Below are 12,936 nucleotides of genomic sequence, written 5' to 3'. Positions count from 1 at the left end.
AGGGTAGAGAGGTTACAACACCTTTTTCACCATCAAGTCTGGGAACGATCTTTTGCCTTCGTTGTAAGCGGGGAAACGTTCTTCTCAGGAGACATAGGTATGCAGTTGGCTGTCGCTCTTCTTTCGGCTGCGATCATTTTTGGCGGTCTTGATGCGCTTTGGCTGCGATGGGCCGGGCCGAATTTTTATCGTCCCGCTATCGGCGAAGTTATGGCTGACGACTTTCGTATGGCGCCCGCATTGGTTTTTTACGGGCTTTATCTTGCCGGGATGGGCTGGTTCGTTATCGCCCCCGCTTTGTCTGGTGGTGCAGTGGGATCAGCCCTGTTGAACGGCGCGCTGCTCGGTGGGCTTTGTTACGCGACCTACGATTTGACCAGTCAGGCAGTGCTCAAGGTTTGGTCAACCAAGGTCAGTCTTGCCGACATCGCGTGGGGCGCTTTTGCGACCGGCACAACCAGCGCTCTTTCGACATGGATTGCCACCCGCGTCGTCGCGTGACCTGGGATTAAACGCCGGGATTAAACGTCAGCCGCAATCAACTCGCACAGGATAAACAGACATGCAAATCACCGTTTTTGGAGCAACCGGCCGCGTAGGATCCCGCGTTGTAAAGCAAGCCCTCGAGCGCGGACTTTCTGTAATCGCAGCTTCTCATGATGATACCCAATCACCAGCCAAAGATGCGACATATGTGAAAGCCGATGTGCTCAGCGATGACCTTGGCGAAGCGCTTTCCGGATCAGACGCAGTCATTTCCTGCCTTGGGGTTGGTAATGATCCGGCAACGCTGCTCGATCCGCCGCCCCTTTACACCAGAGGCACGCTCAACATTGCGCTTGCGATGAGAGAAGCTGGAATTGATCGGTTGGCCGCAATTTCTGCCTCATTTGTGGATACCTTTGATCGCGGCCCTCTCCATTTTCGCGCGACGCTGCCCGCGCTGTCGCTTGTTTTCAAACAGATGGAGCAAATGGAAGCTCAGATGCACCAGCAAGATACCTTGCGCTGGACCGCGGTCAGGCCGGGCTGGATCATGGATGCGGGACCGTCCGAAAACCCCATCATAACTGACACAACCATTCGCAAAGACCTCATCCGAAGCCGCACTGGCGATATTGCAAATCTGCTGCTGGACGCAGTCGAACACGATCAATGGGTCCGCGAGAAGCCCGCGATTGCCTCGAAAGAGGCGGATGAAGACATCTCGATCGAAGCGGTGGTTGAAGAGGTAATCTGAGGCCCCTGCGAATTTGCACAGGAGGGACAGACAGAAAGGAACTGCGACTATGAGTGGATATAGCGAAGGAACAAAAATTCAATGGGACTGGGGCAATGGAACCGCCTCGGGCACGATCAAACAGGTGTACACCCAAAAACGGACGCTCAAGATTGATGGCAATGAAGTCACTCGCGATGCGAGCGAAGATTGTCCTTCCTACAAGATTGAACAGGCCGATGGCCAAGAAGTGTTCAAGAGCCATTCTGAGGTCAAAAAAGCCTGAAGCGGGGTGGCCCGTTTTTCTAGCGAGAATATGCTGTTTGACGGCCAAAAATTTGGAACTTTTATCGGGCCAATTTCTAACCGTTTCAGATGCAGCAAACCGCGCCAACGCCTCGATCTTCTAAAAGGCGTAAAGGGTTCTTCGCAGACCTGAGGCGCGCTTGGCAGCTACTTAATTCTAAAAAGGAAAATTACGATGACCACCGCGACAATCGTTACCAGCAAGCCTGATCGCTGGACCTCCCCCGACCATTTAGCGACCCATCGCTGCGCTACCACAAGTACGGGCGGATCCAACCGATGAAAGAGCCCAGCTTACTCGAGCGCGTTTTCGGGATTGCCGATTAAAAAGAGCAACCCGCTAGAACCTGCCCGGCGATTTGACCCAGCAGATTTCGAGCCCTCGTGCGCAGTAAAAGGAGCCAATGATGGTCTACGAAACCCAACGCCTTCCGGATATCGATAACGATGCAAGCAATGTCAGCCATGACTGTCTTGTACTGATCGCCAATGGTGAGAAAGCTTTGTTCCTGCGGAACATCGGCGATGCACAGCATCCTCATCTCGAAGTGACCCGCAAGAAGGAGCAAGATAATCCACCCAACCGTGAGCAAGCCGCAAACCGTCGCGGACGCATGTTTGATGGCACCGGCCATAAATCGGCAGTTGAAGACACTGATTGGCACCAACTGGCGAAAGACCGCTTTGCTCGCGATTTGGCCGATAAGCTCTACGAGCGTGCCCACCGCGGAGAATTTGATAAGCTTATTGTCGCTGCCGATCCATCTACCTTGGGCGAATTGCGCAAGGAATGGCATCAAGAAGTCGAGCAACGCATCGTGGCGCAGATCGACAAGGATCTGACAAACCATGAAATCGCAGATATTGAAGAATTGATCGCGAAACACGCGTGAAGCTGGACTGGGACCTCATGGATCGCTCGACACAGCGATGCAAATGACATCAAACTTGCGCAAAGCATCCCTTTCTTTGCCGGGTGCTGAACCGCCCAGCGAGCTTGTCTTCATTGATGCCGACACACCTGGGATTACGCGCACACCAAAAGGCGAGGCGTTCGTCTATCTGCATGCGGCAAATGGACAGGATATTAGCGGGGAAGACCGGACACGTATCGAGACCCTCGGCATTCCGCCTGCCTGGCGCGATGTATGGATTTGCCCCGCAGCCAATGGCTACCTTCAGGCCACCGGCATTGATGAAGCGGGACGCAAGCAGTATCGCTACCATCCAGCATGGCGCGCCTATCGTGAGAAGTCCAAGTTCGACAATTTGGCAGATTTCGGCGCCAAACTTCCACGCATCCGTCGACGCATTCGCCGAACCTTCCGGGACAACCAAGAGCCTGACCGTGAGCTAGTCACTGCAGCCTTGGTTCGCCTTCTCGACGATGCCCCTTTGCGGATCGGTAACAAAGTCTACTCGGACAGCGCGCTTGGGGCATCGACGTTGAAACAGCGCAATGTTCGGTTTTCTGGATCTACACTTCACCTTGATTACACCGCTAAAGGCGGCCAGCGCGTCCGCCGCCAAGTCAACGACCGGTTCCTGCTGCGCATCCTCGAACAGATCGACGATTTGCCGGGAAAATCGCTGTTTCAGTACGTCGGCACGGATGGCGAAGTGTATCAACTTCGCTCCGAACAAGTGAACGCATGGCTCCAAGACATCACCGATAACAGTCAAATATCTGCAAAGACGTTTCGCACATGGGCGGGCTCACTGGCTGCTTTTGAATGTGCAGTGAGCAATGAAAGCCTTACGATAAAAGCCATGAGTGAAGCAGCGGCACGCACCTTGAGAAATACACCCTCTGTTGCCCGCAGCAGTTATATTCACCCCGCAATCATCGGGCTGAAAGATCAAGGCCATTGCGACCGGGCGCAGCTTCTTTGCGCAGTGACAAAGAGCACACGTGATCTAACGCGTGTTGAGACGGCGATGCGTCGTTTTCTGGCAAAGAATGATAGTTTTGAGGTAACCTAGACCCCATGTTTTTCAGCGACGCTCCAATTGTCGACCTCCTCATCAGAACGTTGCTTCTTGGTCCCGTGGCCTTGATCGCGATTTTAGTAGCCACTCGCATTGTCGGTTTGCGATCTTTCTCGAAAATGACCGCTTTCGACTTTGTGACAACGGTTGCGATCGGTTCTTTGCTCGCGGGAGCTGCATCGGCAAGCGAATGGCCCGCCTTCGTGCAAAATACCGGCGCGATTCTCGCGATCTTGACGGCGCAGGTGCTTCTGGCGCTCTTGAGAAAGCGCAGCGAGTCTGCGCAAGCTGCGTTGTCAAATGATCCGATTATGCTTGTGAAAGATGGAGCCTGGCAGCTGGACGCAATTAAGCGGACGCGAGTGTCCAAAAGTGATGTGTGGGCAAAGCTGCGCGAGGCCAATGTGTGCGATCTTTCCCGCGTACGCGCCGTCGTGCTTGAGAGTACTGGCGACATCTCGGTGCTTCATGCAGATGCTTTGAATGAAGCCTTGCTTTGCAACGTTCAAACCATCGGGCAAAGGACGTCGCCGCTTGATGATTCAAGCACGCAAAACGGGAGAGAGGCGATATAGGCCTCTTTGGGCCGAGTGAGGATGTACAATACGCAGCGAAAAGCGACCGGGCCGCTTGAAACCGGCGAGTGTGTCGATTGGTTTGGGCATCCCGGAAAGCATGTGGCGCTAGATCGCGCGCCCGCCTTCACCACCGAGTGCGCGGAGACCTGCGTTCATGCGAAAATCCTGATCGCTGACAATCGGTCCTCGTGCATCGGCTCGTCCATTTGAAGAAACCGCTCAACGGCTTTCTTGGTACGGCATGCTCAATATCAAGTGCACTGTCACTGACCGACCGTGCCCCTGATTCTAGTGACGTTTGACCACCTGGACGCCAATCAGCCAGCGCTAGCGGCTGGCTCAGACGATTTCTTGCCTTCGCTTGATGAGGATTGAATTTTTCTCATCACCGCGCGCACTGCAAGCGATGCGAGGGCTGAAACGGCGGCGGCGGCGACGGAACGGATTAGATACTTCATGCGCAATTCCTTGTGTGGGTTGGTAGGTGCATCACGCTTACTCTGTTGGTCCCCGTTCGTTCCAACAAAGGGCGAGGGACGGTTAAACCGAATGCAGTAAGCTGCAAAAAATGGCCCGACCACGGCTTGCGTGATCAGGCCCAAGTATGATTGTCCCGCGTCGGGTCGTTGAGCGGGGGCAAAGCGGCGACCGCTTACCGGTCGCAATAGGGGTGATTAGGCAGCTGCTGCCTTGTTAATCCCACCTGTGGCGATCTCCGTCATCGTGCGGTCACCGCCATAGGTGTTGTCGAGGCATTTCTGCAGTTTGGATGCATCAGCGTGAAGGTCGAGACGCTTCGCGAATGCGACCAGACAACCATATCCTGCGAGGCCATAGTGGGTCATGCGTTGGAATTGCGTGATGATCATTGCATCGCGCACATCGTCATCGGTGAAATCTGTTTCGAGAGCGTGGGCGCGCGCTTCCTTCACCAGCCCCTCCATACCTTTGCAAAACTCGCCGCTCGGTTTGGCGTCGTGGGATTTGATCATCGCTTCGAGGGTGTTGATGCCTTCTTGAATACCATCAACGCCTGCGCTCAAGGCTTCTTTCAGGTCTGTATTAATCGCCGCATCGCGCAGCTCACGTGTCGCTTCGAGGGATTGTTTGTCTGCGCTGTAAAGGTCCTGGAGCTGGTCAATGTAGAGGTCTTTGAGGGTTGAGAGTGTCATGTCTCACTTTCTGTGTTCGTGTTAGAATTCGGGGCTCACGAACCCGCGGTCGTTCGCTGCGGCGTTCACCGAGTTTACAAGGCGCAAAAGCCGAACGTTCCAAATCTCTTCAATTTTTCCTCGCGCGCTTTCTTAGATAGCGTTTGAAGCCTCATCCCCCGACACTTTTGGAACTCCGCAACCAGCGAGAGTGTAGGCAGGGCATGAACCAGCAAGAAAATCTATCACTCGAACCGATCAGCATCCTAACCACGCAGCTATCCGAAATGGGGCGCGGCGTTATCGCAATGCTTCCTAACATCGCCGTCGCGGCCGTATTCCTCGGATTGACTTGGGCGGCGGCAAAGTTTGCCACCAAAATAGCCGAAAAATTGACGAAAGGCGCAAAGATGCGCCCCTCGCTCAGAGAGTTAATCGAGCTTACTATTCGTATCTCGATATGGGCCGTTGGACTTCTGCTCTCAGCGACCATTCTTTTGCCCAACCTTACGCTGAGCAGCATTGTAGCGGGCCTTGGTATCGGTACGGTCGCGGTCGGTTTTGCGTTTAAGGACGTGTTCGAAAACTTCATGGCAGGCATCTTGCTGATGCTGCGCGAGAAAATGCGGATCGGTGACTACATCGAGTGCGAAGGCGTCGAAGGGAAGGTCGAACAAATTTCTCTTCGTGAAACGCATGTGCGCAAGCTTTCGAACGAGCTCGCGGTGGTGCCCAACTCGCTTCTTTTCAAAAACCCTGTCGATATTCTGACGGACAGAGAACAGCGTCGCTTTGAAGTGCTGGTCGGTGTCTCATACGATACTGACTTGGAGGAAGCCTCATCCGTAATTCGCAAAGCCGTCGAAAGTTCGAGTGCGATCGATACCGACAAGAAGATCGATATCTTCGCGACCGAATTTAACTCCAGCTCTGTCGATTTCAGGGTGCGTTGGTGGGCTGGCTCTACCAACCGCGACAAGCATGAAAGCCGCGACGCCATGATCCGTGAGATCAAACGCGCGCTCGACACTGCCGGTATCGAGATCCCATTCCCATACCGGACGCACACATTCAAAGAGCCAATGCAGCTTGCCTCCAACGACTAATCGATTTGGGCCTGCCTTATCCGAGAGAAACTCCGCTTTTTTGGAACGATGGCAAGGCCCGTTTCTAAGCGACATGAAAGGAACGTCATTATGAAAAAATCAATCGCAACCACACTCGCAATAGCAGCCTCAATCACCCTGGCAGCATGTGATGTCAAACAGACAGAGGAAGGCGAAATGCCCGATGTCGACATCACCGTCGATGAAGGCAACCTCCCCGAGTATGAAGTGGACGCACCGGAAGTTACCGTAGGCACAACCGAAGCCGAAGTGGAAGTGCCGGAAGTGGAAGTCACGACAGACACGAAAACCGTTGATGTCCCGGTTATCGGCATCGAGCCCGGTGATGTAGACGGCGAGCAGTAACCCCCGGGCCCAATCGGCACAAAAGGCCTCGCAGTTCTAAACGACTGCGGGGCCTTTTTATGCGATTAAACATCTGACAATACTGGGTTTTTATTGGAACGCATGCGGTGGCCGGCTGTAGGTTAAGTATAGAAAGGAAAGGAAATGTCACAGTCGAATTCAACCGCACTTCAGACTATTTTGAACTATCTAATCGACTCACGCGATGGGTATCGCAAAGCAATGGAAACGGTGGAGACCCCCGCGTTCAAACGCATCTTCACCGTCCGCGCACAGCAGCGCAACGACATGGCTACGCGCCTTGAAATCGCGATGGACGCCAAGGGCGCAAAACCGGAAAGGGGGGCAGTGCCGCAGGTGCCTTTCACCGCAATCTCATGACTATCGCTGCGCTCATCCAAAGCGACGAAAAAGCGGCCATCGAGACCGTCGATGATGGCGAGCAACGTTTGCGCGAAAAGGTCCGTGAAGTGATCGAGAACGGCGATCTCACTCAATCTGATCGCTCCATGCTCTTGAACATCGAAAGCGAGCTAGAAGAAGACGCGCGCTTGATCAGTCAAATCGCTGAGCAAATCGACTAAACAGCATTGCCTGAACGATGCGCCTCCTACCTTGAAGCGCGTATCACCCACTCAACACAAAAAGGAATTTATCATGGAATATGGAATTATTGGCCTTCTCGTACTTGCTCTTAACATTTGGGCACTTTTCAGCATCTGGACATCTGGTTCATCGGTTGCAGCAAAACTCGTCTGGTCAATCCTGATCTTCGTGCTCCCAGTGGTAGGCATTATTCTGTGGCTGCTGTTTGGCCCACGCAGTGGTTCGCTGACGACCGCCTAATCTAATTTTCTTGAGGGACGGTCAAACTTGGTCGTCTCACACATAAGACAAAAATGGCGCCGCGATCTCGGGTAATCGCGGCGCCTTTCGTATGGCAAGCTGGAGGGGGAGAGGGGTCAGCTTGCCTGGTCGAGGTTGATTACATCCTCGATATTTCCACCGTGTTCGATGGTCTCGATGGCCTCGACAAAGGTTTCGGCAATTTCCGTCGCATCTTCGGTGTCGGCCATGTCCATTTTTACTCGGCCGTCATCGACAATATCGCCTAGAGTTGCGCGCGCCCGCGAGGCGCGGCTTTTGACTGTACCAGCGGCACATCCCAGGATCTCACCTGCTTCCTCATAGGTCAGATCGCCCGGTCCAACGAGCATGACCGCCTCGAGTTGGTCGGTTGGCAATTCGGACATGGCACGTTGCAAGTCGGCCAATTCGAAGGTTGCGTGCTGTGCGGCAGGGGCCGAAAGAATATTTTCAGCAGCGTTGTCATCGAACTCTGCCACAAACTTTTTCTCGCGGCGCAGGTGGTTGAGCCAGGTGTTGCGCAAGATGGTGAAGGCCCAGCTCAGAAAATTGCTTCCAGGCTTGAACTGATTGCGCGCAGCCCACGCCTTTAGAAGCGTTTCCTGCATCAGGTCTTCGGCCATATCCTCGCGCTTGCAAAGCCGCAGAGCAAAGCGCCTCAGGGCGTCTTGCGATGCGACCATCTGTCTTTTGAAACCGCGCGTTGAAACCGATTTGCGGTACTTTGCTTTTGGCTCGGGCCGAATATCGTGCGGACCATTATTATCTGCGCCAATCGCTAAGACCGAAGCCTGAGCGACGACGGTTGTTGCTGAGAGTGCCTGATTAACTCGCTGTTGTATCTGAGGGGCTTTCGGTTGAGTAGACATCGTATCCCTTTCAATGAACGGCCCAAGATAGGACGAATATTGAATGAGCGGTCTCAAGCTAGGTTCCCGGGTTAACATGTAGCAACTTTATTTGAACGATACGCTTGGTCGATTGTTCTTCGGTGATGCATATCAAATTTTTTCTCCGGGTACGCCGTGAGCACCTTCGCCAAGCTGTAATGCGAGGCTCAGCAGGTATGCTGCACAAGACACGTGTCGTGCTTGCTTCCGTGACTGTCGCATTTCTAACCTGTGCGGTCGCGCACCCCGCTTTGGCCCAGACTGCGGCAGAGGAAGCCAACGCCACAGGCGAACCCATCGAAGTCGCTGTTCCGGAAATTGCCAGCGAGGAGGCGGTCGCCGAGGATCGTGAGCAATTTGATGAGCTAATTACTCAAAGACTACGGTCTATATACGGTGAGCTAGATGGGCTTGATGCCGTCACGGTCCTCTCTCAATCGGGTGTCGTGACTTTAAGGGGTCAAGTCGCAAATGGCCAGTCGGCCCAGGAGGCCGTCGCTCTGGCCGAGCGGGTCGAGGGTGTGGTCCTCGTCCGTGACCAAATAGAGCGAGTTCGAGATCTAGAAAGTAACCTTTCGCCCGCAGTCGAGGGGCTTTCCGACACCTTAGATGAGGCCGTCGCCGGGCTTCCCCTTTTGGCTGTTGCGCTTGGCTTGTTTTTAGCAATTGCGCTCATCGGCCATCTTCTTGCGCGCTGGAAATCCTTGTGGCGCACACTGCTTCCCAACATTTTCCTTGCTGAACTTGTCGCACAGGCGATCAGAGTGATTGCAATCATATTGGGGTTGGTAAGCGCGCTTAACCTCTTGGGTGCGAACGCTTTGATGGGAACCATCCTTGGCGGGGCGGGCGTGATCGGCATCGCAATCGGGTTTGCGGTTCGTGACACTCTGGAAAATTATGTCGCGTCGATCATGCTCAGCTTGCGTCAGCCATTTCGTTCAGAAGACCACGTCGTCATTGGAGAGCATGAAGGGATAGTCACACGGCTCACTTCACGCGCGACAATCTTGATGACGATGGATGGCAATCATTTGCGGGTTCCCAATGCAGATGTGTTTAAGAGCACCATCTTGAACTACACGCGCAATCCAGAGCGAAGGTTCGATTTTGCTTTAGGTGTTGATGCCGAAGACGATCCGGCAAGCGGCATAGAAACCGGAGTTGACGCGCTGGTTGCGCTGCCGTTCTTGTTGGACTCCAGAAAGCCGTTCGGTGCGATTGAAGAGGTCGGCGATTCCAGCATAATTTTGCGCTTCTACGGATGGGTGGATCAACGTGAGACCGATTTTCTAAAATCACGCAGCCTCGCGATCAGGGCCGCGAAAGATGCGTTGGAGACCAGCGGCTTCACTTTGCCAGAGCCTATTTATCGGCTGCGTTTTGACCACGGGGCGGGTCCTGTTCCAGCGCCCGGAAAAGGCACGCCTAGTAGCGCCGATGAGCACACCATCTCAAACGCACAAGCACCAAAGAAAAAGCCAACAGGGCAGGGTTTGGCCGATGTGACGCCCGATCAGTCCATCCGCGAAACGGTCGAGCAAGAGCGCTCAGAGGCAGGACAAGAGGATTTGCTCGACGAAACACGCCCAGTGGAGTGAGCCATGTCGAGTGCCGCGCGTGCGGGCGATGTCTTCAGCCACCCTTTCGTAAGGATCGCGCGTTCTTCGGACAAACCTGCGTGTCTTTAGCCCTATGAGCGACGGCTTTTGGTGCCGGTCGGCATATAAATTAGGAACACACGGGCCGATGAAATGGTTCAAGTAATGGGCAGCAGTCCGGGCCAACTCAAGAACCGAAATGAGCCAAACTCCAATGGAAAATGAAGATATAGCCGATCCCGAAACCGCCGGCGCGCATGAGCAAAGCGAGCAGCCAACTTCTCCTGAGATCTATATCGAGATTGCCCATGAAGGGATTGAGGAGATGGCGCGTCCATCAGCCTCTCTTTTCTGGTCAGCGGTCGCCGCCGGATTGCTCGTCAGTTTCTCCTTTGTCGCGAAGGCTGCATTATATGCCGAAGCGGACGGAGCGGCCTTCGGACACGCCATCGATAGTCTAGGCTACACAATCGGCTTCATTCTTGTGATCTTTTGCCGATTGCAACTGTTTACCGAAAACACCATCACCCCCGTGCTTCCGGCCATCGCCATTCCATCGGTGCAAAATTGGAGCAATCTGGGGCGAGTATGGAGTATCAGCCTTGTTGCAAACTTCATTGGCACGGCGGCGATGGCGCTACTTTTTGTAGCTAGCCCGGTTGTGAGCCCAGAGGTGTTTGACGCGATGGTAACCATCAGCCGAAAGGTCGCAGATCTTTCCTTCAAGGATTCCCTGCTAAAGGGGATACCCTCAGGTCTGCTGATTGCTGCGCTGGTGTGGATGCGACCAAGCGCGGGCAACAACTTTCTCTGGCTTGTTTTCCTGATGACTTACATCATCGCCTTAGGCGACTTTACGCATGTTGTTGTCGGGTCATGTGAGATTTTCCTTCTCGCATGGAGCGGGGACCGCGCGCTTGGTTCGATGCTGCTGGGCAACATCATGCCAACGCTAATCGGCAATGTGTTGGGCGGCACGGCCCTTTTCGCCCTACTGGCATGGGCGCAGGTCAAGGATGAGCTAAAAGATACGGTGAGGCGTTTGAGAAGAGACCCTTGAACCCCATGGCGCACAAAGCCAACTGAACTCGCCATAAGTGGCGAGCGGTGCTACCTCGTTACCCACGCAAGGAGAGCGGCAGAATGCAGGATATTAAACTAGAAAGCGAGCTGGCGCGATATCCTAACACCGGCCGGTTTTTGGCCGGACGCCTGCGCCACGATATGTCAGTCGACGAACGGCGCATTCTGGAAGATTGCATATCAGAGATTGCCTTCATTGAGCAGCCGACCCGCATTTTAAAGCACGGTGAAGTGTACGATCATTCGACAATGCTCATCGAAGGCTTTGTCATTAGAACAATTGAGGGCCCTGAGAACCGGTATGGCGTCAGCTTTCACGTCCCGGGCGATTTCGTTGATCTTCATTGCTTTGCGCTCAAGCGGCTTGATCACAATATTGATACAATCGGGCCAGCCAAGGTGGGATACGTTCCGCATGAACGCTTGCGCAAGATTATGGAGGAGCAGCCTCACCTGGCACGCTTGCTTTGGTTCTCGACCTTGCTCGATGCCGCAATGCACCGTGAATGGGTTATGAAACTCGAACAGCTGACAACTGCGCGGCGGATTGCCCATATTTTTGCTGAAATTTGGCATCGCCTGCGAATGGTAGAATTAGGCGATGAAAAGGGTTTTGAAACACCGCTCACTCAAGCTGAGTTGGGCGATCTGACCGGCGCCACGACAATCCACGTGAACCGAGCTCTGCGCGAGCTGCGCAAGAAAGAGATTGTGACCTTCGCGCGCGGCCGGATCGATTTTGACGATCTGAAACGGCTTGAAAGCTATGGCGATTTTCAAGCGGATTACCTTTATGGCGAAGGCACAAACTACCTTCGCGAAGGCTATTCGTAAGGTTCTGACGAAAGATCGAAACAAAATTTCAAAAGGCTAACATCTGTCAATAGACCGCCTCCGTTTGATTTCTCTATTGTTTACAAATGGACATGAGACGCCGCGACCTTGCTGCAACACAATATCCCCTGACCAGCGACTTTCTGGCTGGTCGACTTCGTAAGCATCTTGAGCACGATGACTTGCAATACGTCGAAAGTCTCTTCGACCAAACCCGTGACCTGCCCGCCCGCGAGACATTGGTTGAGCAGGGGCAGCGAACGGATATCAGCGCGATGCTGGTGTCTGGTTTTATGTTTCGCACCATCGAAAGCCGCGGAAACCGCTACATTTTAGGCATCCATTTGCCCGGCGATTTCGTTGACTTGCATGGCTTTGCGTTGAAGCGGCTGGACCACTCAATCGTGGCGGTCGACGATGTGACCGTGGGTGTTGTGGAACACGCCAAACTAGAGCGCGTGATGAGTGAGCGGCCCCACATCGCGCGAGCAATGTGGTTTGCGACGCTCCTTGACGCTTCGATGCACCGTAAGTGGATACAGGTGATGGAAAGCCTCGATGCACCTCGCAGGATTGCCCACATTTATTGTGAGCTTCAAGCGCGTCTCGAACTGATTGGACGGGCTAATCAGCGAGTGGTGCGCACACCGTTTACGCAAAAAGACATCGCAGACATGTCGGGGGTGAGCGCGATCCATGCCAATCGTGCCGTGAGCAAACTGCGCGATTTGGAGCTGGCTGAAATCAGACGAGGCTCTTTGTATACAGACGATTGGTCAACACTGCGCGAGTACGCAGGCTTTGGCGCTGGTTATCTCTACGGAGACGGCCCGCTTAAACTTAATGAAGGGTGGGGTGACCTCGTAGGCCCACTAGACCAAATCCCAGCATGGTCAGCGGAACACCACATTTTTGTATACTGATTCGATACAAAGCGAGGGCGCGA

General features: G+C 53.9%; 19 protein-coding genes. 16 read left to right on the top strand and 3 right to left on the bottom strand.

The genetic code is table 11. From position 1 onward, the window contains the following. Positions 1 to 99: 99 nt before the first annotated feature. The 7 genes from AC0V61_RS07555 to AC0V61_RS07525 all read left to right on the top strand — a co-directional run bounded on the left by AC0V61_RS07555 (position 100) and on the right by AC0V61_RS07525 (position 4,302). Complete coding sequence (locus AC0V61_RS07555; RefSeq protein WP_486156641.1) at positions 100 to 501, top strand: DUF2177 family protein; 402 nt, start codon at positions 100 to 102, stop codon at positions 499 to 501. Positions 502 to 562: 61 nt separating this feature from the next. Continuing rightward, positions 563 to 1,240: an NAD(P)H-binding protein gene (locus tag AC0V61_RS07550; RefSeq protein WP_486156640.1), complete on the top strand. Its 678-nt coding sequence runs from the start codon at positions 563 to 565 to the stop codon at positions 1,238 to 1,240. A gap of 49 nt (positions 1,241 to 1,289) precedes the next feature. After that, a complete protein-coding gene (locus AC0V61_RS07545) occupies positions 1,290 to 1,505 on the top strand; it encodes a hypervirulence associated TUDOR domain-containing protein (protein WP_486156639.1) in 216 nt (71 codons plus the stop codon). Between the two features lie 427 nt (positions 1,506 to 1,932). Continuing rightward, positions 1,933 to 2,418 (top strand): host attachment family protein, encoded by a 486-nt coding sequence (locus AC0V61_RS07540; RefSeq protein WP_486156638.1) that lies wholly within the window; start codon positions 1,933 to 1,935, stop codon positions 2,416 to 2,418. Positions 2,419 to 2,461: 43 nt separating this feature from the next. Beyond that, positions 2,462 to 3,508 carry a DNA topoisomerase IB gene (locus AC0V61_RS07535; protein ID WP_486156637.1) on the top strand — a complete coding sequence of 349 codons (1,047 nt, stop codon included), beginning with the start codon at positions 2,462 to 2,464 and terminating at the stop codon, positions 3,506 to 3,508. Between the two features lie 125 nt (positions 3,509 to 3,633). Beyond that, the gene (locus AC0V61_RS07530) at positions 3,634 to 4,089 is read left to right on the top strand and encodes a DUF421 domain-containing protein (RefSeq protein WP_486156636.1); all 456 of its coding nucleotides are present in this window, start codon (positions 3,634 to 3,636) and stop codon (positions 4,087 to 4,089) included. A gap of 21 nt (positions 4,090 to 4,110) precedes the next feature. After that, entirely contained in the window at positions 4,111 to 4,302 is a 192-nt protein-coding gene (locus AC0V61_RS07525) for a hypothetical protein (RefSeq protein ID WP_486156635.1), read from the top strand. 107 nt (positions 4,303 to 4,409) lie between these two features. On the opposite strand, the gene AC0V61_RS07520 is transcribed toward AC0V61_RS07525, so the two are convergent. After that, positions 4,410 to 4,550, bottom strand: a complete 141-nt coding sequence (locus AC0V61_RS07520) for a hypothetical protein (RefSeq protein ID WP_486156634.1) — start codon at positions 4,548 to 4,550, stop codon at positions 4,410 to 4,412. Positions 4,551 to 4,766: 216 nt separating this feature from the next. Then, positions 4,767 to 5,264, bottom strand: a complete 498-nt coding sequence (locus AC0V61_RS07515; RefSeq protein ID WP_486156633.1) for a ferritin-like domain-containing protein — start codon at positions 5,262 to 5,264, stop codon at positions 4,767 to 4,769. A 203-nt stretch (positions 5,265 to 5,467) separates the two neighbouring features. On the opposite strand from AC0V61_RS07515, the gene AC0V61_RS07510 reads away from it, so the two are divergent. The 5 genes from AC0V61_RS07510 (at position 5,468) to AC0V61_RS07490 (ending at position 7,561) form a co-directional block, all read left to right on the top strand. Next, positions 5,468 to 6,349 (top strand): mechanosensitive ion channel family protein, encoded by an 882-nt coding sequence (locus AC0V61_RS07510; protein ID WP_486156632.1) that lies wholly within the window; start codon positions 5,468 to 5,470, stop codon positions 6,347 to 6,349. A gap of 90 nt (positions 6,350 to 6,439) precedes the next feature. After that, complete coding sequence (locus AC0V61_RS07505; RefSeq protein WP_486156631.1) at positions 6,440 to 6,715, top strand: hypothetical protein; 276 nt, start codon at positions 6,440 to 6,442, stop codon at positions 6,713 to 6,715. A 144-nt stretch (positions 6,716 to 6,859) separates the two neighbouring features. Further along, complete coding sequence (locus AC0V61_RS07500; RefSeq protein ID WP_486156630.1) at positions 6,860 to 7,096, top strand: DUF2383 domain-containing protein; 237 nt, start codon at positions 6,860 to 6,862, stop codon at positions 7,094 to 7,096. Further along, a complete protein-coding gene (locus AC0V61_RS07495; protein ID WP_486156629.1) occupies positions 7,093 to 7,299 on the top strand; it encodes a hypothetical protein in 207 nt (68 codons plus the stop codon). Before AC0V61_RS07500 ends, AC0V61_RS07495 begins: the two co-directional genes overlap by 4 nt. 73 nt (positions 7,300 to 7,372) lie before the next feature. Beyond that, on the top strand, positions 7,373 to 7,561 hold the full coding sequence (locus AC0V61_RS07490; protein WP_486156628.1) for a PLDc N-terminal domain-containing protein: 189 nt from the start codon (positions 7,373 to 7,375) through the stop codon (positions 7,559 to 7,561). A gap of 116 nt (positions 7,562 to 7,677) precedes the next feature. Here AC0V61_RS07490 and AC0V61_RS07485 read toward each other — a convergent pair whose 3' ends face one another. Further along, on the bottom strand, positions 7,678 to 8,451 hold the full coding sequence (locus AC0V61_RS07485; RefSeq protein ID WP_486156627.1) for a sigma-70 family RNA polymerase sigma factor: 774 nt from the start codon (positions 8,449 to 8,451) through the stop codon (positions 7,678 to 7,680). Between the two features lie 197 nt (positions 8,452 to 8,648). Here AC0V61_RS07485 and AC0V61_RS07480 point away from each other — a divergent pair, with 197 nt between their 5' ends. The 4 genes from AC0V61_RS07480 (at position 8,649) to AC0V61_RS07465 (ending at position 12,913) form a co-directional block, all read left to right on the top strand. Next, positions 8,649 to 10,073 carry a mechanosensitive ion channel family protein gene (locus AC0V61_RS07480; RefSeq protein WP_486156626.1) on the top strand — a complete coding sequence of 475 codons (1,425 nt, stop codon included), beginning with the start codon at positions 8,649 to 8,651 and terminating at the stop codon, positions 10,071 to 10,073. Between the two features lie 199 nt (positions 10,074 to 10,272). After that, the gene (locus tag AC0V61_RS07475; protein WP_486156625.1) at positions 10,273 to 11,133 is read left to right on the top strand and encodes a formate/nitrite transporter family protein; all 861 of its coding nucleotides are present in this window, start codon (positions 10,273 to 10,275) and stop codon (positions 11,131 to 11,133) included. An 83-nt stretch (positions 11,134 to 11,216) separates the two neighbouring features. After that, positions 11,217 to 11,990 (top strand): Crp/Fnr family transcriptional regulator, encoded by a 774-nt coding sequence (locus AC0V61_RS07470; protein WP_486156624.1) that lies wholly within the window; start codon positions 11,217 to 11,219, stop codon positions 11,988 to 11,990. Between the two features lie 92 nt (positions 11,991 to 12,082). Further along, positions 12,083 to 12,913, top strand: coding sequence for a Crp/Fnr family transcriptional regulator (locus tag AC0V61_RS07465; RefSeq protein ID WP_486156623.1), 831 nt, complete (start codon positions 12,083 to 12,085; stop codon positions 12,911 to 12,913). Positions 12,914 to 12,936: the final 23 nt, after the last annotated feature.

The sequence above is a fragment of the Erythrobacter sp. JB1-4 genome, assembly GCF_057365025.1.
This window is presented reverse-complemented; position numbering and strand designations above follow the sequence as displayed.

Coding starts and splice junctions, on each gene's coding strand:
- AC0V61_RS07555 (WP_486156641.1), top strand. CDS start 100: ATGCAGTTGGCTGTCGCTCTTCTTTCGGCTGCGATCATTTTTGGCGGT.
- AC0V61_RS07550 (WP_486156640.1), top strand. CDS start 563: ATGCAAATCACCGTTTTTGGAGCAACCGGCCGCGTAGGATCCCGCGTT.
- AC0V61_RS07545 (WP_486156639.1), top strand. CDS start 1,290: ATGAGTGGATATAGCGAAGGAACAAAAATTCAATGGGACTGGGGCAAT.
- AC0V61_RS07540 (WP_486156638.1), top strand. CDS start 1,933: ATGGTCTACGAAACCCAACGCCTTCCGGATATCGATAACGATGCAAGC.
- AC0V61_RS07535 (WP_486156637.1), top strand. CDS start 2,462: ATGACATCAAACTTGCGCAAAGCATCCCTTTCTTTGCCGGGTGCTGAA.
- AC0V61_RS07530 (WP_486156636.1), top strand. CDS start 3,634: ATGACCGCTTTCGACTTTGTGACAACGGTTGCGATCGGTTCTTTGCTC.
- AC0V61_RS07525 (WP_486156635.1), top strand. CDS start 4,111: ATGTACAATACGCAGCGAAAAGCGACCGGGCCGCTTGAAACCGGCGAG.
- AC0V61_RS07520 (WP_486156634.1), bottom strand. CDS start 4,550: ATGAAGTATCTAATCCGTTCCGTCGCCGCCGCCGCCGTTTCAGCCCTC.
- AC0V61_RS07515 (WP_486156633.1), bottom strand. CDS start 5,264: ATGACACTCTCAACCCTCAAAGACCTCTACATTGACCAGCTCCAGGAC.
- AC0V61_RS07510 (WP_486156632.1), top strand. CDS start 5,468: ATGAACCAGCAAGAAAATCTATCACTCGAACCGATCAGCATCCTAACC.
- AC0V61_RS07505 (WP_486156631.1), top strand. CDS start 6,440: ATGAAAAAATCAATCGCAACCACACTCGCAATAGCAGCCTCAATCACC.
- AC0V61_RS07500 (WP_486156630.1), top strand. CDS start 6,860: ATGTCACAGTCGAATTCAACCGCACTTCAGACTATTTTGAACTATCTA.
- AC0V61_RS07495 (WP_486156629.1), top strand. CDS start 7,093: ATGACTATCGCTGCGCTCATCCAAAGCGACGAAAAAGCGGCCATCGAG.
- AC0V61_RS07490 (WP_486156628.1), top strand. CDS start 7,373: ATGGAATATGGAATTATTGGCCTTCTCGTACTTGCTCTTAACATTTGG.
- AC0V61_RS07485 (WP_486156627.1), bottom strand. CDS start 8,451: ATGTCTACTCAACCGAAAGCCCCTCAGATACAACAGCGAGTTAATCAG.
- AC0V61_RS07480 (WP_486156626.1), top strand. CDS start 8,649: ATGCTGCACAAGACACGTGTCGTGCTTGCTTCCGTGACTGTCGCATTT.
- AC0V61_RS07475 (WP_486156625.1), top strand. CDS start 10,273: ATGAGCCAAACTCCAATGGAAAATGAAGATATAGCCGATCCCGAAACC.
- AC0V61_RS07470 (WP_486156624.1), top strand. CDS start 11,217: ATGCAGGATATTAAACTAGAAAGCGAGCTGGCGCGATATCCTAACACC.
- AC0V61_RS07465 (WP_486156623.1), top strand. CDS start 12,083: ATGAGACGCCGCGACCTTGCTGCAACACAATATCCCCTGACCAGCGAC.